The organism is Micrococcus sp. KRD012 (assembly GCF_017168555.1).
Classification (GTDB): Bacteria; Actinomycetota; Actinomycetes; order Actinomycetales; family Micrococcaceae; genus Micrococcus; species Micrococcus luteus.
The window spans coordinates 165753-184773 of sequence record NZ_JABFBB010000024.1 but is presented as its reverse complement, the minus strand read 5'-3'; the positions used below and the strand labels follow the sequence as shown (position 1 = coordinate 184773).

Annotated in this window: 18 protein-coding genes; 16 read left to right on the top strand and 2 right to left on the bottom strand. The window is 74.8% G+C overall.

Annotation, left to right across the window (positions count from 1 at the left end; genetic code table 11):
- The 8 genes from J1M37_RS10770 to gatB form a co-directional block, all read left to right on the top strand.
- On the top strand, nt 1-761 hold a 761-nt coding region (locus tag J1M37_RS10770), incomplete at its 5' end, for a PP2C family protein-serine/threonine phosphatase (RefSeq protein WP_241251029.1).
- Nucleotides 762-801: 40 nt separating this feature from the next.
- Nucleotides 802-3195: an NAD-dependent DNA ligase LigA gene (gene ligA, locus J1M37_RS10765; RefSeq protein WP_206452626.1), complete on the top strand. Its 2394-nt coding sequence runs from the start codon at nt 802-804 to the stop codon at nt 3193-3195.
- Nucleotides 3192-4109 carry an inositol monophosphatase family protein gene (locus tag J1M37_RS10760; protein ID WP_206452625.1) on the top strand — a complete coding sequence of 306 codons (918 nt, stop codon included), beginning with the start codon at nt 3192-3194 and terminating at the stop codon, nt 4107-4109. Before ligA ends, J1M37_RS10760 begins: the two co-directional genes overlap by 4 nt.
- Nucleotides 4106-4588 carry a hypothetical protein gene (locus J1M37_RS10755; protein ID WP_069941779.1) on the top strand — a complete coding sequence of 161 codons (483 nt, stop codon included), beginning with the start codon at nt 4106-4108 and terminating at the stop codon, nt 4586-4588. Before J1M37_RS10760 ends, J1M37_RS10755 begins: the two co-directional genes overlap by 4 nt.
- Nucleotides 4585-5109 carry a GNAT family N-acetyltransferase gene (locus J1M37_RS10750; RefSeq protein ID WP_206452624.1) on the top strand — a complete coding sequence of 175 codons (525 nt, stop codon included), beginning with the start codon at nt 4585-4587 and terminating at the stop codon, nt 5107-5109. Before J1M37_RS10755 ends, J1M37_RS10750 begins: the two co-directional genes overlap by 4 nt.
- Nucleotides 5110-5313: 204 nt before the next feature.
- Nucleotides 5314-5610 (top strand): Asp-tRNA(Asn)/Glu-tRNA(Gln) amidotransferase subunit GatC, encoded by a 297-nt coding sequence (gatC, locus tag J1M37_RS10745; protein ID WP_049146890.1) that lies wholly within the window; start codon nt 5314-5316, stop codon nt 5608-5610.
- Nucleotides 5611-5618: 8 nt separating this feature from the next.
- Nucleotides 5619-7235 (top strand): Asp-tRNA(Asn)/Glu-tRNA(Gln) amidotransferase subunit GatA, encoded by a 1617-nt coding sequence (gene gatA / locus J1M37_RS10740; RefSeq protein ID WP_206452623.1) that lies wholly within the window; start codon nt 5619-5621, stop codon nt 7233-7235.
- Entirely contained in the window at nt 7232-8737 is a 1506-nt protein-coding gene (gene gatB / locus J1M37_RS10735; RefSeq protein WP_206452622.1) for an Asp-tRNA(Asn)/Glu-tRNA(Gln) amidotransferase subunit GatB, read from the top strand. Before gatA ends, gatB begins: the two co-directional genes overlap by 4 nt.
- 15 nt (nt 8738-8752) lie before the next feature.
- On the opposite strand, the gene J1M37_RS10730 is transcribed toward gatB, so the two are convergent.
- Together J1M37_RS10730 and J1M37_RS10725 are read right to left on the bottom strand one after the other, a co-directional pair.
- Nucleotides 8753-9829 carry a phosphotransferase gene (locus J1M37_RS10730; protein ID WP_206452621.1) on the bottom strand — a complete coding sequence of 359 codons (1077 nt, stop codon included), beginning with the start codon at nt 9827-9829 and terminating at the stop codon, nt 8753-8755.
- A gap of 114 nt (nt 9830-9943) precedes the next feature.
- On the bottom strand, nt 9944-11374 hold the full coding sequence (locus tag J1M37_RS10725) for an NAD(P)H-quinone dehydrogenase (protein WP_446724889.1): 1431 nt from the start codon (nt 11372-11374) through the stop codon (nt 9944-9946).
- A gap of 73 nt (nt 11375-11447) precedes the next feature.
- Here J1M37_RS10725 and J1M37_RS10720 point away from each other — a divergent pair, with 73 nt between their 5' ends.
- The 8 genes from J1M37_RS10720 (at nt 11448) to J1M37_RS10685 (ending at nt 19015) form a co-directional block, all read left to right on the top strand.
- Complete coding sequence (locus tag J1M37_RS10720) at nt 11448-12293, top strand: purine-nucleoside phosphorylase (RefSeq protein WP_044659714.1); 846 nt, start codon at nt 11448-11450, stop codon at nt 12291-12293.
- Nucleotides 12293-14023: a phospho-sugar mutase gene (locus tag J1M37_RS10715; protein ID WP_206452619.1), complete on the top strand. Its 1731-nt coding sequence runs from the start codon at nt 12293-12295 to the stop codon at nt 14021-14023. The genes J1M37_RS10720 and J1M37_RS10715 overlap by 1 nt, the downstream gene beginning before the upstream one ends.
- A gap of 20 nt (nt 14024-14043) precedes the next feature.
- Nucleotides 14044-14733: a deoxyribose-phosphate aldolase gene (gene deoC, locus J1M37_RS10710; protein WP_049144972.1), complete on the top strand. Its 690-nt coding sequence runs from the start codon at nt 14044-14046 to the stop codon at nt 14731-14733.
- Between the two features lie 58 nt (nt 14734-14791).
- Nucleotides 14792-15097 carry a hypothetical protein gene (locus tag J1M37_RS10705; RefSeq protein WP_206452618.1) on the top strand — a complete coding sequence of 102 codons (306 nt, stop codon included), beginning with the start codon at nt 14792-14794 and terminating at the stop codon, nt 15095-15097.
- Nucleotides 15098-15175: 78 nt separating this feature from the next.
- A complete protein-coding gene (locus J1M37_RS10700) occupies nt 15176-16243 on the top strand; it encodes an acyltransferase family protein (protein WP_206452617.1) in 1068 nt (355 codons plus the stop codon).
- 294 nt (nt 16244-16537) lie between these two features.
- On the top strand, nt 16538-17179 hold the full coding sequence (locus J1M37_RS10695; protein ID WP_206452616.1) for an arsenate reductase/protein-tyrosine-phosphatase family protein: 642 nt from the start codon (nt 16538-16540) through the stop codon (nt 17177-17179).
- Nucleotides 17180-17805: 626 nt separating this feature from the next.
- Complete coding sequence (locus tag J1M37_RS10690; protein WP_060973876.1) at nt 17806-18693, top strand: nucleotidyltransferase family protein; 888 nt, start codon at nt 17806-17808, stop codon at nt 18691-18693.
- A complete protein-coding gene (locus J1M37_RS10685) occupies nt 18683-19015 on the top strand; it encodes a PqqD family protein (RefSeq protein ID WP_060973877.1) in 333 nt (110 codons plus the stop codon). The genes J1M37_RS10690 and J1M37_RS10685 overlap by 11 nt, the downstream gene beginning before the upstream one ends.
- Nucleotides 19016-19021: the final 6 nt, after the last annotated feature.

Here is a 19021-nt window from a genome sequence, read left to right as displayed (position 1 = left end):
CCGTGGACCCCCGCCCCGAGACCCCGTCCGCGCCGCGCCCCCAGGCCGCGGGCGCCACCCACGTGGGCGCCGTCCGCGACCTGAACGAGGACGCGTGGACCGTCGTGGGGGAGCCGCTGGTGCTCGCCGCCGTGGCCGACGGCATGGGCGGGCACGAGGCCGGCGAGGTGGCCTCGGCCGCCGCGATCGAGACCCTGCGCCGCCGCGCCCCCGAGGTGCTCGCCCCGGGCACGGCCCACACGCCCCAGGAGCTCGGCCACCTGATCCACGAGGCGGACGCCGCCGTCGTCGAGGCCGGGCTGGGGCGCTCCGGCACCACCCTGACCGTGCTGGCCTGCCTGGACACGGAGCGCGGCCGCTGGGCCGTGGCGAACGTCGGCGACTCCCGGGTGTACCTGCGGCCCGTCGGCTCGCCGGTGCTCCAGCAGCTCACGGTGGACCACTCGGCGGTCCAGATGCTCGTCGACGCGGGGGAGCTCACCCCCGCCGAAGCCCGCGTCCACCCGCGCCGCAACGTCATCACCCGCGCGCTCGGCTCGCGCGAGGCGCTCACGGTGGACGTGGCCGAGGTCCCCCTCGCCTCCGGGGACCTCGTCCTGCTGTGCAGCGACGGCCTGACCGGCGAGCTGCTGGACGAGGAGATCCGCGCGCTGATCGACGACGCCGACACCCTCGAGGACGCCCTCGAGAAGCTCATCGGCGCCGCCCTGTGGCGCGGCGGCCGGGACAACATCACGGCGGTGCTCGTGCGCATCCCCTGACCCGGGTGCGCCGTCCGGGACGCCGACTACGCTGGGCCGGGTGAGCACCCCCAAGGAATCCGCCGCCCAGCCCGATCCGCAGGACATCCCCGCCGCGGACCTGCGGGAGGAGTACGAGGACCTCGTGGAGCGGGTCCGCGCCGCCCGGACCGCCTACTACCAGCGGGACGCCCCGGAGATCTCGGACGCCGAGTACGACGCGCTGTACCGCCGCCTCGAGGACCTCGAGGCCCTGCACCCCGAGCTCGTGGCCAACGACTCGCCCACCCAGGAGGTCGGCGGCGAGGTCTCGGAGGCGTTCGCCCCCGTCCGGCACGGGGCCCGCATGTACTCGCTCGAGGACCTGTTCTCCATCGAGGAGCTCGAGGTCTGGTTCCGCCGCGCGGCGCAGGCCCTGACGCAGGTGCGACCGGGCGTGGCGCCCCGCTGGCTCGTGGAGGTGAAGATCGACGGGCTCGCCGTCGCCCTGCGCTACCGGGACGGGCGGCTCGTGCAGGCCGCCACCCGCGGCGACGGCGTCACGGGCGAGGACGTCACCGCCAACGTGCGCACCATCGGGGACATCCCGCACGAGCTCTCCGGCGAGGGCTGGCCCGCCGAGTTCGAGGTGCGCGGCGAGGTGTTCATGTCCTCCGCCGCCTTCGCCGAGCTCAACGCGCGCCGTGCCGAGGAGGGTCAGACGCCGTTCGCGAACCCGCGCAACGCCGCCGCCGGCGCCCTGCGTCAGAAGGACCCGGCCGTCACCGCGCAGCGCCCGCTGGCCATGTTCGTGCACGGCATCGGCTCGGTCGAGGCGTTCGGACTGGAGTCCCAGCACGAGGTGTACGACGCGCTCGCGGGCTGGGGCCTGCCCGTGAGCCCCTACACCCGCGTGGTGGAGGGTGCGGACGAGGAGGCGTTGGCCGCCGTCGTCGCGGTGATCGAGGAGTACGGCCGGCGCCGGCACGAGCTGATCCACGAGATCGACGGCATCGTGGTGAAGGCGGACGCGTTCGCGGACCAGCGCTACCTCGGCCACACCTCCCGCGTGCCCCGCTGGGCGGCGGCGTACAAGTACCCGCCGGAGGAGGTGCACACGCTGCTGCGGGACATCGCGGTCTCGGTGGGCCGCACCGGTCGGGTGACCCCGTTCGCGGTGTTGGAGCCGGTCACCGTGGCCGGGTCCACCGTCTCTCTGGCCACCCTGCACAACCAGGACGTGGTCAAGGCCAAGGGCGTGCTGATCGGGGACACCGTGGTGGTGCGCAAGGCCGGGGACGTGATCCCCGAGGTCGTGGGCCCCGTGCTGCCGCTGCGCGAGAAGGCGATCGAGGCGGGCCGGGAGCTGCGCGAGTTCGTCATGCCCGCGCACTGCCCCTCGTGCGGCACGCCGCTGGCCCCGGCCAAGGAGGGGGACGTGGACCTGCGCTGCCCCAACGCCCGCTCCTGCCCGGCCCAGCTGGCCGGCCGCGTCGAGCACCTGGCCAGCCGCGGCGCCTTCGACGTGGAGGCGCTCGGCGAGGAGGCCGCCCGCTGGCTCGTCCAGGGCCCCGGCGAGGACCCGGCCGAGCACGAGGGGCAGGTGCGCCCCGAGGGTCCCGGCCCCATCACGGCGGAGGCGCAGATCTTCGACCTCGCCTCCGGCACGCCGGAGGAGATCACGGGCCCCCGCGGCGAGGACGGGCTGACGGACCTGCAGCGCTCCCTCGGCGAGGTCCGCGTGTGGCGCGAGGGCCGTACGAAGGTGGACGGCCGCATGGTGCCCTCGGGCGTGTTCACGCTCAAGCCGTACTTCTTCACCGCCGGCACCGCGAAGAAGCCGTCCGCGCCCACGGCCAACACGCTCCGCCTGTTCGACGAGCTCGAGAAGGCCAAGTCCCAGCCGCTGTGGCGCACCCTCGTGGCGCTGTCCATCCGGCACGTGGGCCCGACGGCGGCCCGCTCGCTGGCCACGGCGTTCGGTTCGATGGCGGCGCTGCGCGCGGCGGCCGAGGCCGGCGACCGGGACCGGCTGGCCGAGATCGACGGCGTCGGTCCGATCATCGCGGACGCGCTCATCGAGTGGTTCGCCGAGGACTGGCACCGGGAGATCGTGGACCGCTGGGCTGCGGCGGGTGTGGCCATGGAGGACGAGCAGGACGAGTCCACCCCGCGCACGCTCGAGGGCCTGACCGTGGTGGTCACCGGCTCGCTCGAGGGCTTCTCCCGCGACTCCGCGAAGGAGGCGATCCTCGTGCGCGGCGGCAGGGCCTCCGGGTCCGTGTCCAAGAAGACCGACTTCCTGGTGGCCGGCGAGGCCGCCGGCTCCAAACTGGACAAGGCGCAGTCCCTCGGCGTGCCCGTGCTGGACGAGGCCGGGTTCACGGCGCTGCTGGCCGGAGGCCCGGACGCCGTGCGCCCGGCGGACACGGACGACGCCACCGACGGCGCCGCGGACGGGCAGGCCCCGGCATGAGCGCGCGCACCACGGTCCCGGGCCTGCTCGTGGTCGCCAAGGCCGCCGCGCGCGCCGGCGCGGACGTCCTGGCCCGGCGCTGGACCGGTCACCACCCGGCCGTCCCGCTGGGCATCGAGGAGATCGGCGCGGAGACGAAGTCCTCCGGCTCCGACTGGGTCACCGACTACGACCGCCGCGCCGAGCAGGCCGTCCGGGAGGTCATCGCCGGCTACCGCCCCTCGGACGAGATCACCGGCGAGGAGTACGGCGCCACCCGTCCAGCCGAGCCGTCCGGGTACCGCTGGTCCATCGACCCGCTGGACGGCACCACCAACTTCGTGCGCGGCCTGCCGCAGTTCTGCACCTCGGTGGCCGTCACCGGCCCGGCGGACGCCGAGACCGCCGACCTGCTGGGGGTGGCCGAGGGCACCGAACGCTGGCTGGCCGGCGTCGTGGCGGCGCCCGCGCTGGGACGCACCTGGTTCGCGAGCGCGGGCCGGGGCGCCTTCAGCACCGCGGACGCGACGACGGCGGGCGTGGACGTGCCCGACCGGGACGCCGCCCCCGTGCGGCTCACCGGTCCCGTGGCGGGGCGCTCCGGGCGGCTGCTCGCCACCGGCTTCGGCTACGACCCCGCTCGCCGGGCCCTGCAGGTGCGGGCGCTCGCGGCCCTGCTGCCCGCGTTCGGGGACGTGCGACGGATCGGCTCGGCGGCGCTGGACCTGTGCATGGTCGCCGACGGCACCCTGGACGCCTATGCCGAGTTCGGCACGCAGGAGTACGACTGGGCCGCCGGCGCGCTGGTGGCGGAGGAGGCCGGCGTCGCGGTGACGCGGCCCGCCTCGGCGGACGGCACGGCACATCCCCACTGGATGGTGGCCGGCGACGTGGACGCGGCCGCCCTGGCCGCCGTGACGGGGGCGAGGGCATGAGGCGGATCGTCGGAGACCCGTGGTTCTACCCGGTCCTGTTCGTGGCCGGCGGACTGACGTTCATGATCGCGGGGACGCGCCTGCAGCAGGTCGGGATGATCGTGGCCGGGCTCGTCCTGGCCGGCTACGCGGTCACGTACCGGTGGGCGGTGCGGGTCCGCTCGCGGCCGTTCGCCGGCGCGCAGGCGCACGTCGAGGGCGGCGGCGTCGTCGTGTTCTGGCGGCCGGGCTGCCCGTTCACGCGGCGGCTGGTCAAGGAGCTGACGGCGCAGGAGCGGGAGCGCGCCTACTGGGTGAACATCTGGCAGGAGCCGGCGGCCGCGACGTTCCTCGAAGGGCTGCACGAGGCGCGCGACGGCCACCCCCACCAGGCCGTGCCCACCGCCTGGCTGCGTCGGCGCGACTACGTCGTGGCCACGGACGCGACCCGCGCCCGCCTGAAGGACACGCTGCGCCAGCGCGCCGGAGGTGACGCATGAGCGCCCTCGTCCGCCCGCTGCGCCCCGAGGACCACGAGGCGGTCGCCGAGCTCACCCTGGCGTCCTATGTCGACGGCGGCCACATCGCCCCCGACGACGCCTACGTGAAGACCCTCATGGACGTGGCCGACCGGGCCGGCCGCGCGGAGGTGCTCGTGGCCGAGGTCGACGGCGAGGTGGCCGGGTCAGTGGTGCTCACCCCGCCCGGCTCGCCCCTGGCCGAGACCTCCGGCGACGGGGAGTACGAGTTCCGCATGCTCGCCGTGCACCCGCGGTTCCACCGCCGCGGGGTGGGCGGCGCCCTGCTGGCCGAGATCGTGGCGCGGGCCCGCGCCGAGAAGGGCGTGGACGCCGTCGTGCTGACCACCATGCCCTCCATGACCGGCGCCCACCGGATGTACGAGCGCGCCGGCTTCGTGCGCGTCCCGCAGCGCGACTGGTTCCTCGCGGACGTGGTGCCGGACCTCGACCCGGCCGACGAGACCGGCCCGTTCCTCGTCTACCGGCTCGCGCTGGACTGACCCCGGGCGGGAGATCGGCGCCGGGACCCCATTCGGGGCGGGAAATCCCTGTCATGCGGGCCCGGAGCGCCGCGGTGGGGTGGATCTCCCGCCTCGAAGCGGTGGCGGCGGCCGGGCAGGCCCCGGCACTAGACTCGACCCCGATGTGGCCGCCGCCGCGCCGGCGTCGTCCACCCCGCCCCGACCCGTCACACGAGGAGATCCATGCCTGAGATCACCCGGGATCAGGTGGAGCATCTGGCTCGCCTGGCCCACATCCGGATGACCGACGAGGAGCTGGACACGATGTCCGGCGACCTGGAGAAGATCCTGGAGCACGTCTCCGCGGTCCAGGCCGCCGCGGGCGACGACGTGACGCCGACGTCCCACCCCATCGCGTTGCAGAACGTGTTCCGCGAGGACGTGCCGGCCGGCATGCTCACGCAGGAGGAGGCCCTCGACCAGGCGCCGGACTCCGAGGACGGCCAGTTCAAGGTCCCCGCCATCCTGGACGGAGAGTGAGCACCCCCATGACCGAGACGTTCGACGTGAACGCGACCCTCGGCGCCGACGAGCTCGTCCGGCTCACCGCGCTGCAGATGGCCGAGCGCCTGCGCGCCGGCACCACCACCTCCGTGGAGCTCGTCCAGGCCCACCTGGACCGCATCGCGGCCCACGACGGCGACGTGCGCGCCGACGCCGACGGCGACCGCGGCGTGCGCGCCTACCTCCACGTGAACACGGACGAGGCCCTTGCCGTCGCCGCCGAGGTGGACGCGATCCGCGCCGCCGGCGGCCCCGAGGCCGACGCCCTGCACCCGCTGGCCGGCGTGCCCGTGGCCGTGAAGGACAACATCGTCACGCGAGGCCAGCCGACCACGGCCGCCTCCCGCATGCTCGAGGGCTGGCTCAGCCCGTACGACGCCACGGTGGTGGCCCGCCTCCGCGAGGCCCGCCTGCCGATCCTCGGCAAGACCAACCTCGACGAGTTCGCGATGGGCGGCTCCACCGAGCACTCCGCGTTCGGCATCACCCGCAACCCGTGGGACGGGGACCGCGTGCCCGGCGGCTCGGGCGGCGGGTCGGCGGCCGCCGTCGCCGCCTTCCTGGCCCCCTTCGCCCTCGGCTCGGACACGGGCGGATCCGTCCGTGAGCCCGCCGCGTTCACCGGCACGGTCGGCGTGAAGCCCACCTACGGCGCGGTCTCCCGCTACGGCCTCATCGCCATGGCCTCCTCGCTGGACCAGATCGGCCCCGCCGCCCGCACCGTGGCCGACGCCGCGGCGCTGCAGCAGGTCATCGCCGGCCACGACCCGCAGGACTCCACGTCCCTGGCCGACGAGCCGGCGGACCTGACCGGCGCGGCCCGCGGCCGCGACCTGGCGGGGCTGCGCGTCGGCGTCGTGACGGACCTGCCGGCGGACGCGTTCCACCCGGGCATCCGGGCCGGCTTCGACGAGCACGTCGCGGCCCTGCGTGAGGCCGGCGCGGAGATCGTGGAGGTCTCCTGCCCCAGCTTCGACGCCGCCCTCGGGGCGTACTACCTGATCATGCCCTCGGAGGCCTCCTCCAACCTGGCCCGCTTCGACGGCGTCCGCTACGGCCACCGCGTGGTGCCCGACGGCGGCGGCACGATCGAGCAGGTCATGGGCGCCACCCGCGCCGCCGGGTTCGGCGCCGAGGTCAAGCGGCGCATCATCCTGGGCACCTATGCGCTGTCCGCCGGCTACTACGACGCCTACTACGGCTCCGCGCAGAAGGTCCGCACGCTCGTGCAGGAGGACTTCGCCCGCGCCTTCGAGCAGGTGGACGTCCTCCTCACGCCCACCGCGCCGACCCCGGCGTTCGAGCTGGGCGCGAAGACGGACGACCCGATGACCATGTACGTCAACGACCTCGCAACCATCCCGGCCAACCTCGCCGGCATCCCGGGCATGTCCGTGCCGGGTGGCGTCGTCGACGGGCTGCCCTACGGCCTGCAGCTGATGGCACCGGCGCGCGAGGACGCGCGCCTGTACGAGGCCGGCGCCGCGCTCGAACGCCTCGTGGCCCAGCGCCGGGGCGGGCCGGTGTGGGCCGAGGCCCCCGAGCTGGAGAAGGGCGCGCAGCGCGCCACCACCGCGACCACGGCAGGAGGCCGGGCATGAGCCACGCAGAGCAGACCATGGACTTCGCGGAGGCGATGGAGCGCTTCGACCCCGTGCTGGGCTTCGAGGTGCACGTGGAGCTGAACACCGCCACGAAGATCTTCTCCTCGGCGCCCAACGCGTTCGGCGACGAGCCGAACACGAACGTGACCCCGCTCGACCTCGGCCTGCCGGGCACCCTGCCGGTGCTCAACCGCAAGGTCGTGGAGTACGCGATCCGCCTGGGCGTGGCCCTGGACGCGCAGGTCGCCGAGACCTGCCGGTTCGCGCGGAAGAACTACTTCTACCCGGACACGCCGAAGAACTTCCAGACCTCCCAGTACGACGAGCCGATCGTCTTCGACGGCCACCTGGACGTCGAGTTGGAGGACGGCGAGGTCTTCCGCGTGGAGATCGAGCGCGCGCACCTCGAGGACGACGCCGGCAAGCTCACCCACGTGGGCGGCTCCGGGCGGATCCAGGGCGCCTCCGCGTCCCTCGTCGACTACAACCGTGCGGGCGTGCCGCTCATCGAGATCGTCACCAAGCCGATCGTCGGCGCCGGTGCGCGGGCCCCCGAGCTGGCCCGCGCCTACGTCACCGCGATCCGGGACATCGTGCAGGCCATCGACATCTCCGACGCGCGGATGGAGCGCGGCAACGTCCGCTGCGACGCGAACGTCTCGCTGATGCCCAAGGGCGCCACCGAGTTCGGCACCCGCACCGAGACGAAGAACGTGAACTCCACGCGCGCCGTGCAGCACGCGGTCACCCACGAGATCCAGCGCCAGGCCGCGGTGCTGGCCGCGGGCGGCACCGTGACGCAGGAGACCCGCCACTGGCACGAGGACACCCGCAGCACCACCTCGGGCCGCCCGAAGTCGGACGCGGACGACTACCGGTACTTCCCCGAGCCGGACCTCGTGCCCGTGCACGTGGACGCCGCGTGGGTCGAGCGCGTGCGCGCGGCCATGCCCGAGCTGCCGGCCGTGCGGAACAAGCGGCTCAAGGCCGAGTGGGGCTTCTCGGACGAGGAGTTCCGCGACGTCGTCAACGCCGGCGTCCTGGACGAGATCGTCGCGACCGTGGAGGCCGGCGCCTCCGCGGCGGCCGCCCGCAAGTGGTGGATGGGCGAGATCGCCCGCCTGGCGAACGTCCGCGAGGTCGCCGTCGCCGAGCTGGGGATCACCCCGGCGCACGTGGTGGAGATCGAGGAGCTGATCGCCGCGAAGACGATCAATGACAAGATCGCCAAGCAGGTGCTCGGTCTCGTGGCCGACGGCGAGGGCGCCCCGAAGGAGGTCGTCGCGGCGAAGGGCCTGGCCGTGGTGTCCGACGACGGCGCGCTCACGGAGGCCGTCGACGCCGCGATCGCCGCCAACCCGGACGTGGCCGAGAAGATCAAGGGCGGCAAGATGGCCGCCGTCGGCGCCCTGATCGGCCCGGTCATGAAGGCCACCCGCGGGCAGGCCGACGCCGGCCGCGTCCGCGAGATCGTGCTGGAGCGCCTGGGCGTGTCCTGACGACCGCGCGGGCCCTCAGCCGTCCAGGGCGGTGAGGGCCCGCGCCACGCGGGGCAGGGTCTTGCGCAGCAGGCGCCGCCAGGACCCCGCGGCCAGCCCGCCGACGATCGCGTCCCGGGCCGCCGCGTCGTCGAGCGTCTCCAGGGCCATCGCCCCGAGCCACACGCGGGCCCGGCGCGCCTCGGCCGCGTCCCGGGCCAGGTCGGGCACCTTCTCCTCGCCGTGCCACAGCGCCAGGTAGGCGACGTTGAGGGCGGGGTCCCACGCGCACGCGAAGTCCCAGTCCAGCACCCCGGCCAGCGCCCAGCGCAGCGGGGCCCGCGGGTCCTCGTCCTCGGGCACGGCGCGCCAGCGCATGTTGTGCCCGGCCAGGTCGCCGTGCACGAGCGACGGCGGCACGGGCGGCGCGGCGGTCCACGCCGTCACGGCGTCCGTGACGGCGGCGACCGCGTCCGGCCACGCCTCGGCGCCCAGCCGCGCGTCGACGTCGTGCCCCTCCCATGCGCCCAGGCGCGCGGCGACCGTCCCCGGCAGCGCCGCGACGTGCCGGGCGCGCTCCGGCGTCCACGGGCCGCGGAAGGCGAACGGGCGGCCGAGGTGCGGGGCGATCCGCGGGTCGGTGACGTCCACGGCGGCGAGGTCGTCGAGGACGCCGCGCAGCACGGCCGGATCGCCTTCGTGCGGCGGGTGCGGTCCGCCCGGGAGGAAGCGCTGCAGCACCGCGGCGCCCGGGCCCGCGGAGACGGGATCCGAGAGGGCGACCGGGACGGCCCACGACACGTCGCGTTCGGCCAGGGCCGCGGCGAGTCCGTCGAGGAGGGCCAGGCGCCGGGGCAGGTGCGCTGCGGGGTCCCGCTCGGGCGCCCACCGCGCGGCCGGGGCGGCCCCCACCTCGTGGGCCCGCGTCATCCGGAGGACGCCGACGTCCTCGAGCACGAGCACGCGGTGGAACTGCCCGCCCTCCTCCACGGACGCCGCGGCCCAGTCGGCTGTGCGGAGCCGCCGGGCGAGGGCGGGGTCGAGGCCGGGGCGGAGGTGCCTCAGGGCGCGGTGGACCAGCTCGAGCTCGCTGGGGGCAGGCGGGGAGACCACACGACCACGCTAACCCTCCCTCCGCCCTCCCGCACTGTCGAACGTGACATCGGGGGAATGGACGCTTTCGGTCGTGAGATAGGCCCTATCTCACGACCGAAAGTCGTCTCTGGGTCAGATGCGCACGTGCAGGCGGCGGGCCGCCTCCGCGAGCGACCCGGACATGGACGGGTACACGGTGAAGGTGTCCGCGAGGTCGTCCACGTGCAGCTTGTGCGTGACCGCGAGCGCGAGCGCGTAGATCAGCTCGGAGGCGCGCGGCGAGACCACCACGCCGCCGATCACGGTGCCGGAGCCCTGACGGGCGAAGATCTTCACGAACCCCTCCTCCGCGCCGGACATCTTGGCGCGGGGGTTGGTGTGGAAGTCCAGTCGCAGCACGTCCGCCTGGTACTGGCCGGAGTCCACCTGCGCCTGCGTGACGCCCACGGTGGCGATCTCCGGCGAGGTGAAGATGTTCGAGGCCAGCAGGTGCGGGCGCAGCGGCTTGAGGGCGTCGCCGAGCAGGTGGGCGACGGCGATGCGCCCCTGCATGGCCGCCACCGACGCGAGCGCGAGCTTGCCCGTGCAGTCGCCCGCCGCGTAGATGCTCGGCACGGACGTGCGGGAGACGCCGTCCACGAGCACGTGGCCGGAGTCGGCCAGCTTCACGCCCACGTCGTCGAGACCGAGGCCCGCCGTGTTCGGCACGCCGCCGACGGCGACGAGGGCGTGGGAGCCCTCGATCGACGGGGTGTCCTCGGCACCCTCGCCGGAGAGGTGCACGCGCACGCCGGTCTCGGTCCGCTCGACGGCCTCGGCGCGGGAGCGGGCGATCACCCTGAGGCCGTTGTCCTCGAAGACCTTCTCGAGCAGCTCGGCGGCGTCGGCGTCCTCCCCGGGGAGCACGCGGTCGCGCGAGGAGACGAGGGTGACCTTGGCGCCGAGGCGGTTGTAGGCCGAGGCGAACTCGGCGCCGGTGACGCCGGAGCCCACGACGATCAGGTGCTCGGGCAGCTCCTTGAGGTTGTAGACCTGCTTCCAGTTGAAGATCCGCTCGCCGTCCGGGACGGCGGTGGGCAGCTCGCGGGGGCTCGCGCCGACGGCCACGAGGATCGCGTCCGAGGTGATGATCTCGGGCTCGGCGCCGGTGTCGGCGTCGTCGAGGGCGCGGACGGACACCTCGTGGGGGCCGACGACGCGGCCCACGCCGTCGATCACCCGGACGCCGACCCGCTCGAGGCCCGCGCGGATGTCCGAGGACTGCTCGTGGGCCAGGTTCAGGATGCGGCGGCCGACCTGGCCCATGTCCGCGTGGACCTCGGCCCCGCCGAGGTCGACGCCCAGGTCCACGGAGGCGCCCACGCGGCGCATCGAGTCGGCGGCGGCGATCAGCGTCTTGGAGGGGACCACGTCCGTGAGGACGGCCGCGCCGCCCAACCCCTGGCGCTCGACCAGGGTCACGCGGGCGCCCAGCTTCGCGGCCACCATGGCGGCCTCATAGCCGCCGGGGCCGCCGCCGATGATGGTCAGGGACGGGATGAAGGTGCTGTTTTCCTCGGTCACGGGCTCCATTGTGTCCGCCGCGGACGGGAAAGTCCTAGCCCGCGCCCACGCGACACCGCCTAGACTCCACGACGTGACCGACCAGACCAGCATCCCCTCCCCCGACTCCCCCTTGACAGGCGACCATCCGGGCTTCGCCGAGGCCCGCGCGGCCGCCGACACCATCGCCCGGGCGACGGGCGTGGCGGAGCACCGCGTCGCCGTCGTCCTCGGCTCCGGCTGGGGCGAGGCCGCCGGCCTGATCGGCGACGAGGTCGCCGCCGTGCCGCTGGCCGAGGTGCCCGGCTTCCACGCCCCGAAGGTGCCCGGCCACAACGCGGTGATCCGCTCGGTCCGACTGCCGGACGGCACGCACGCCCTCGTCTTCGGCTCGCGCACGCACTTCTACGAGTCCCGCGACGCCCAGGCCGTGGCGCACACCGTCCGCACCGCCGCCGCCGCCGGGGCGCGCACCGTGGTGTTGACCAACGGCTGCGGCGGCCTGGACCCGGAGATCGCCCCGGGCACCCCCGTCCTGATCGCGGACCACATCAACCTCACCGGCGCCACCCCGCTCGTCGGCGCCACGTTCGTGGACCTGACCGACCTCTACTCCCCGCGGCTGCGCGCGATCGCCCGTGAGGTGGACCCGTCCCTGCGCGAGGGCGTGTACGTCCAGTTCGCCGGCCCGCAGTACGAGACCCCCGCCGAGGTGCGGATGGCGCGCACCCTCGGCGGCGACCTCGTCGGCATGTCCACGGCACTGGACGCGATCGCGGCCCGCCACGCCGGGCTGGAGGTGTTCGGCATCTCGCTGGTGACCAACCTCGGCGCCGGCATCTCGGAGACGCCGCTGTCCCACGCCGAGGTCGTCGAGGCCGGCCAGGCCGCCGGCCCGCGCATCGCGCGCCTGCTCGCGGACATCGTGGGGCGGCTCTGATGCCCGCGCATCCCCCGCACGACGACGTCGCCGCGCTCCCGGAGGACGTCCTCGCCCGGGCTGAGCGGTGGGCGGCGGAGGACCCCGATCCCGCGCACCGGGACACCCTGCGCGCCGAGCTCGACGCGGCCGCCGGCGTCGGCCCGGAGGCCGCGGCCGCCCGGGCGGTGCTCGCCGCGCGCTTCGCCGGGCCGCTCGTGTTCGGCACCGCCGGCCTGCGCGCCGAGGAGGGCCCGGGCGAGTCCCGCATGAACCGGCTCGTGGTGCGCCGCACCGCGGCGGGTCTGGCCGCCCACCTGTGGGACGGCGTCGGACGGGACGCGGCCCCGCCGCTGGCCGTCGTCGGGTACGACGCGCGGCGCGGTTCGGCCGCCTTCGCCGCGGACACGGCCGCCGTCCTGACGGCCGCGGGCGTGCAGACCGTCCTGCTGCCGGACCCGCTGCCGACACCGGTGCTCGCCTTCGCGGTGCGCCATCTCAGCGCGGACGCGGGCGTGATGGTCACGGCCAGCCACAACCCGCCCGCGGACAACGGCTACAAGGTCTACCTCGGCGGGCGGCTCACGGACGAGGCGGGCCGGGGGGCGCAGATCGTCTCCCCCGCGGACGCGGAGATCGCCGCCCGCATCGACCACGCGGCGTGGGCCGCGGACATCCCGCTCGCCGACGACGGCTGGACCGTGGCCGGGCCGGACCTGCTGGAGGCCTACCGTGCGGCGGCCCTCGGCGTGCTCGACGACGACCGGCACGGCCACCGCGACCTGCGCGTGGTCTACACGCCCCTGCACGGGGTGGGCGGCGCCGTGGTCCCCGGCCTGCTCGAGGACGCCGGCTTCGGCCCCGTCCACGTGGTGGCCGAGCAGGCCGCCCCGGACCCGGCCTTCCCCACGGTCGCGTTCCCCAACCCGGAGGAGCCGGGGGCGATGGACCTCGCCCTCGCCCTGGCCGCCGAGGTGGACGCGGACCTGGTGATCGCCAACGACCCCGACGCAGACCGCCTGGCCCTGGCCGCGCCCGTCACCGACGTGGACGGCGTCCGCACGTGGCGGATGCTCTCGGGCGACGCCGTCGGGACGCTGCTGGGCGCGCACGCGATGCCGGCCCTGCACGCGGCCGGCCGCAGCGCCGCGAACTCCGTGGTCTCCTCCCCGCAGCTGGCCGCCCTGGCGGAGGCGAACGGGGTGACGCACCACGTCACGCTGACCGGCTTCAAGTGGATCTCCCGCGCCCCGGGCCTCGGCTTCGGCTATGAGGAGGCCCTCGGCTATTGCGTGGACCCGGACATGGTGCGGGACAAGGACGGCATCACGGCCGCCCTCATGGCCGCGGAGCTGGCCGCCGCCCTCAAGGCGCAGGGACGCGGCCTGACGGACGCCCTGGCCGACGTCGACGCGGTCACCGGCGCCATGCCCAGCGCCCAGGTCTCGGTCCGCGTGGCGGACCTGTCCCTGATCGCCCGCACCATGACGGCCCTGCGTCAGCAGGCGCCGGCCATGCTCGCGGGCGAGCCGGTCACCATGCGCCGGGACCTGGCCGCCGGCGAGGACGGGCTGCCGCCGACGGACGCGCTGCTGTTCGCCACCGACTCCGGCACCCGCGTGCTCGTGCGCCCCTCCGGCACCGAGCCGAAGCTCAAGTGCTACCTCGGCACCCGGGACGCCGACCCGGCCGCGGCCGCCGAGCGGCTCGAGGCGCTGCGCGCCGAGGTGACGGCCCTCGTGGGCGGCTGAGCCTCGGTAGGCTGGCGGACATGACCGTCTCCCTCACCACCGCCGAGCTGGCGAAGTACATCGACGCGACCGCCCTGAAGGCCGACACCTCGGAGGCGGACGTGCGCCGCCTCGTGGCCGAGTCCCGCGAGGCCGGGGTCAAGAGCGTGTGCATCAACCCCGTGTGGGTGCCGCTGGTGGCCGCCGAGCTCGCGGGCTCGGACGTGCTGACCTGCACCGTGATCGGCTTCCCCCTCGGCGCCAACGCCTCGGAGGTCAAGGCCTTCGAGGCCCGGCAGGCGATCGACGCCGGCGCGGACGAGGTGGACATGGTCCTCGACGTCGCCGCGGCCCGTGCCGGGGACCGCGCCCGGCTCGTCTCGGACGTCCGCGCCGTGGCCGAGGCCGCGCATGCGGACGGCCCCGCGGGCGACGGCGGGGCGCTGCTCAAGGTGATCGTGGAGACCGCCCTGCTGGACGACGACGCGATCGTCCTGGCCTGCGAGGCCGCGGTCGAGGCCGGCGCGGACTTCGTGAAGACCTCCACGGGCTTCTCCACCGCGGGCGCCACCGTCGAGCACGTCGCGCTGATGCGCCGCACCGTGGGCGAGGGCATCGGCGTGAAGGCCTCCGGCGGGGTGCGCACCCGCGCGGACGCCCTGGCGATGATCGAGGCCGGCGCCACCCGGATCGGTGCCAGCTCCGCGCTTGCTATCCTGGGATCCGACTGACTCGCATCATTTCGGCCGGGCGTCCGCCCCGGCCGGGACCGCACCGAAGGAGCATCACGTGATCCGCAACGGCAAGGCCATCGACCACTCCAACGTGGGCGGCGTCTGGGGTTCCCTGATCGCCTTCATCGTCGCCTTCGGCGCGTTCCTCGGCTGCCTCTACGCCATGGGCTTCTGGTCGCTCGAGACGGTCTGGGTCCCCGGCCTGATCGCGCTGGCCCTGGCCACCGTGGCCTTCCTGATCCCCAAGGCGTTCCTGGGCCGCAGCGACACCGTGGACACCACCGCCATCCACACCCGTCCCGTCGTCGAGCACGCCGCCACCGGCGCCCACGCCGTCGAGACCGGCGCCGCGCACCGCTGAGCCGTCCCGGAGCCGAGGATCGCTGACACCGGTCGTCCGGCCGCCGCGCGCCGAAGGGCGTCCACCCGCAACACGGGGGTGGACGCCCTTCGGCTTGTCTCCATCGCGGCGGTGGTGCTGGGTCACGCGTACCTGACGGACCTCACCTTCAGCCGGTACCTGGAGATCTGGCGGATGCCGCTGTTCTTCTTCCTCACCGGCTACTTCTGGACGCGCGGCCGCCCCTGGGCCACGGACGTGCGGGGCCGCTTCCGGAGCCTGATGGTGCCGTACCTGATGTGGGCGGCGCTCATGTCCGTGGCCGCGTTCGCGTGGTTCGCCGACGACCCCGACCTCCTGCGGCGCCTGATGATCACCGGCTGGTACGGGGGCGCGGACCAAGAGCCCCCGTGGTGGGCGTTCTGGTTCATCTCCGTCCTGTTCTTCACCACGGTGCTGCGCCGATTCCTCGAGCGCTTCCCGTCCGCCGTCGCCTGGGCCGTGGGCCTGGCCGGGCTGGCGTGGGCCCACCTCGTGCCGGACTCCGCGATCGCCCGCACGCCTCTGGGCGTCGGGCTGGCCCTGCCGTGCCTGCTGTTCGTCCTCAGCGGCGAGACGTTCCGGCGCCGCGTCCAGCCGCACGTGCGACGCCATCGGACGCTCATCGGCCTCGGCCTGGTGCTGCTCGGGCTGGTCTCGGTCCGGCTGGGCCTGGAGCCGCCCAACATCAAGTTCGGCGGCTTCGGCACGCCGGTGCTCACCCCTGCCGTGGGCGTCCTGATGTCCGCGGGGATGGTGCTCGTGTTCGGTTCCACGGTGGAGGGACTGCTGCGCTCCTTCGCCCGACGCACCGGGACGGGTCAGGCCCTGCGCCGCGTCATCACCGCCCTGGTCCGGACGGGCACGGTGGTGGTGCTGCTGCACGGCTGGGTGCTGATGTGGGTCACGCGCCACGGCGTGGAGGACAACGCCGTCAAGTTCGCCCTCGCGCTCGCCCTCAGCTGGCTGGCAGGCCTCGCCCTGCTCGCCACCCCCCTGTCCAAGCCGTTCACGGGGGCGCGCCGCCGCTGGCACCCGGTGCACCGCCTGCGACACGTGGAGCCCCCGCACCCCGTCACGTCCGCGCTGCCGCGCGTCACGACCGCCTCGGAGAGGACACAACCATGAGCCGGGATCATCGCCCCCCGATCCGCAATCCGTTCCTGCCGTCGACGCCGGAGGAGCCCGAGGCGCCGACCCGCGACGGCGGCCACCCGGCGGGTGACGGCGGCGACGCCGGCGCCCCGGCGGCCTCCACGGCGCGGGAGGATCGCCTCGCCGAGTTCCGGCTCGGCCCGGCGTTCCTCCCCCACCCGGCCGACCCCGCCGCGCCGCGGCAGCGCGCGACGCCGGCCGAGCGCGCGGTGGCTCCCGCGACCGCCGCGGCCGCTGAGCCGGCCTCGCCTGCCGCACCGGCCGGCCGTGCCCCCGGCCCCCCCGCCGAGCGCCCGCGTCCTCGTCGTGTGCACGGGCAACATCTGCCGCTCCGCCTATGTGGAGTACGCGCTGCAGGCGCAGCTCAACGCCCTGCTCGGTGACCGGGGCCGCGCGGAGGTCACGAGCGCGGGCACGGAACCGAACCAGGCGCTGACCGTCCCGGGTCCGCTGCTCGACCTCGCACCGAGCCGCCGAGTCCGCGCCGCGTTGACGCAGCATCGACCGCAGCAGCTGACCGGGCGTTCGCTGGCCGACCAGGACCTCGTCCTGACCGCGACGGACGACCACCTGGACGAGGTGCTGCGCGAGGACCCCGCGGCGGTGCGCCGGACCTTCACGATCCTCGGCATGGGCACCCTCCTGCGCGACCACGGCGAGGAGCTCGCCGCGGCGGTCCCTCCGGGCGCCGGCGTCACCGCGCTCGTGACGGCCCTGGCGGAGCTGCGCTCCCGCCTGATCGCCCACGGGGAGCGACCGGACGCGGATCTGCCGGACCCGTTCCGCGGCCCCGCCGAGGGCTACGCCGCGATGGCGCAGACCGCGCAGCCGATCGTCGAGCTGCTGGCGTGGGAGATCGCCCGGGCCCTCGACGGGGACCTCGTGGAGGAGGAGCCGACGGGCGCCTGACCGGCCGGCGTCAGAGATCGGGGACGGGGCCGCCTCCACTGCCACGCGCAGGGGTGCGCAGCCGGGGGGCGGACAGGCGCAGCCTAAGAATGCGTAGGCGCCGAGGATGGCGAGGACGAGCACGACGCCACCCCCATCTGCGGCGTCGACCAGAGCCACAGGACGGCGCACGCCAAGCCCGCCATGGAGGTGCAGGGCCCGTGAGGCGGACGCACACCGCGGCGGTGACGAGCAGGGCCACCTTCCACCGCCGCGTCCGCACCAGAGCGAGCGGCGACTGAGCCGACCGCGGGCGATGCAGTCAACAAGACCGATGAAGCCCGCGATCCGCGCCCATTAGCGCAACCAGTCCAGGTCTGGGATGCCCTGCGGCAGGGGGACGATCGCGGGAACGGCATGCTCGGTGAACATGAGAATGGAACTCTGCAGGTGGATCTAGACAGGTCGCGCAGCTCATCGCGAGTCCTGCCACGCGTTCATGGATGGCACGTCAACACGGAGCACCCGGGAGCGTGCGGGTCTCGCGCCGTCAGTCCACGAATCCACCTGAACCCCCTTTAACTTTGCACCGGGCATCCGGCACAGTCACCGCCGGGCCCTCCTTTGGGTCGGCTAAGCTCGCGGCCATGGGAGAACGAGCGACGGGACAGCGACCGGCCGCCCCGCCGTCCCTGGACTTCGAGGTCCGCGTCCGCCTCGCCCACGCCCGCATCACGCATCTGCTGGACCGGGTCGGCATTCGCGGCCTGCACGTCAAGGGCTACGCCACGGAGCCCGGCGTCTACCCGGAGCACCGCCGCAGTTCGGACGTAGACCTGCTGGTCCATCCGGCCGATGCCACCGCCGTCATCGAGCTCCTGCACGCCCACGCCTGGGAACCGGTCGCTGACTTCTCGGAAGGGTCGATCTTCCAGCACGCGGCCACGCTCTGGCACGACCAGCTGGGGTATGTGGACGTGCATCGGCTCTTCCCCGGCCTCGGCGCGTCCCCCGAGGCGGCCTTCGACGCCCTGTGGAGCGAGCACGCCCACCTCGTGATCGCGGGCCGGCCCGTTCCGGTGCCGAGCCCGCGCCACCAGCGGCTCGTCGTGATCGTCCACGCGGCCCGCGACCCGTTCCGCGGTGGCCTCGACGTCCGGCACATCCGGGAGTCCCTCCCCGCCGAGAGCTGGGCCGCCCTGCGCGAGGAAGCCCACCGGCTGCACGCGGGCGCGGCCTGGCACGTCGCCACGGGCGAGGCCGCCGACGGCGTCGACACCCGGCAGCTGACCCTCTTCGCGGCGCTGCACGAGAGCCAGAGCGGTCTTGAGCTGTTCCGCACCCGGTGGCGGTCGGCCGCCACGGTGCGGGAGCGGGCCGTCCTCGTGGCCCGCACGATCCCGGTGAACCGCCCCCATCTGCAGATGCGCCTGGGCCGGCCTGTCACCCGCGCGGACCTGTGGCGCGAGCAGCGCGCCCGGCTCGGCGCACTCGCCGGCTGGGCCTGGACGAAGGCGGTGCGCCGTGACCGTTGAGACCACCGAGGGCTGGGCGATCTCCCCCGACATCGCGTGGGCCCGCACCGCCGGCGGCCAGGCCGCCGTCATGACGCTCGAGGCCGGTCAGCCGCTGCTGTTGGGCGCCTCGGGCGACGTGATCTGGGACGTCCTCGTGGGCGGCCGCACCCCGGAGGACGACCTGGTCGCGGATCCGCCGGTGCCGCTGTCGACGACGGACGTCACGGTCCAGGTGGCGGAGGCGTTCGGCCTCGCTCCCGCCGACGTCGCGGCCGACGTCCACGCCTTCCTCGAGATGCTCGAGGCGCACGGCATCCTCGTCCGCGTGAGGACGGCCTGACCCGCC

Excerpts from the sequence above, each read along its gene's own strand:
- gatA (WP_206452623.1), top strand. The coding sequence starts at position 5,619 with ATGACCGAGACGTTCGACGTGAACGCGACCCTCGGCGCCGACGAGCTC.
- gatB (WP_206452622.1), top strand. The coding sequence starts at position 7,232 with ATGAGCCACGCAGAGCAGACCATGGACTTCGCGGAGGCGATGGAGCGC.
- J1M37_RS10750 (WP_206452624.1), top strand. The coding sequence starts at position 4,585 with ATGAGCGCCCTCGTCCGCCCGCTGCGCCCCGAGGACCACGAGGCGGTC.
- gatC (WP_049146890.1), top strand. The coding sequence starts at position 5,314 with ATGCCTGAGATCACCCGGGATCAGGTGGAGCATCTGGCTCGCCTGGCC.
- J1M37_RS10755 (WP_069941779.1), top strand. The coding sequence starts at position 4,106 with ATGAGGCGGATCGTCGGAGACCCGTGGTTCTACCCGGTCCTGTTCGTG.
- J1M37_RS10690 (WP_060973876.1), top strand. The coding sequence starts at position 17,806 with ATGGGAGAACGAGCGACGGGACAGCGACCGGCCGCCCCGCCGTCCCTG.
- J1M37_RS10715 (WP_206452619.1), top strand. The coding sequence starts at position 12,293 with ATGCCCGCGCATCCCCCGCACGACGACGTCGCCGCGCTCCCGGAGGAC.
- J1M37_RS10760 (WP_206452625.1), top strand. The coding sequence starts at position 3,192 with ATGAGCGCGCGCACCACGGTCCCGGGCCTGCTCGTGGTCGCCAAGGCC.
- deoC (WP_049144972.1), top strand. The coding sequence starts at position 14,044 with ATGACCGTCTCCCTCACCACCGCCGAGCTGGCGAAGTACATCGACGCG.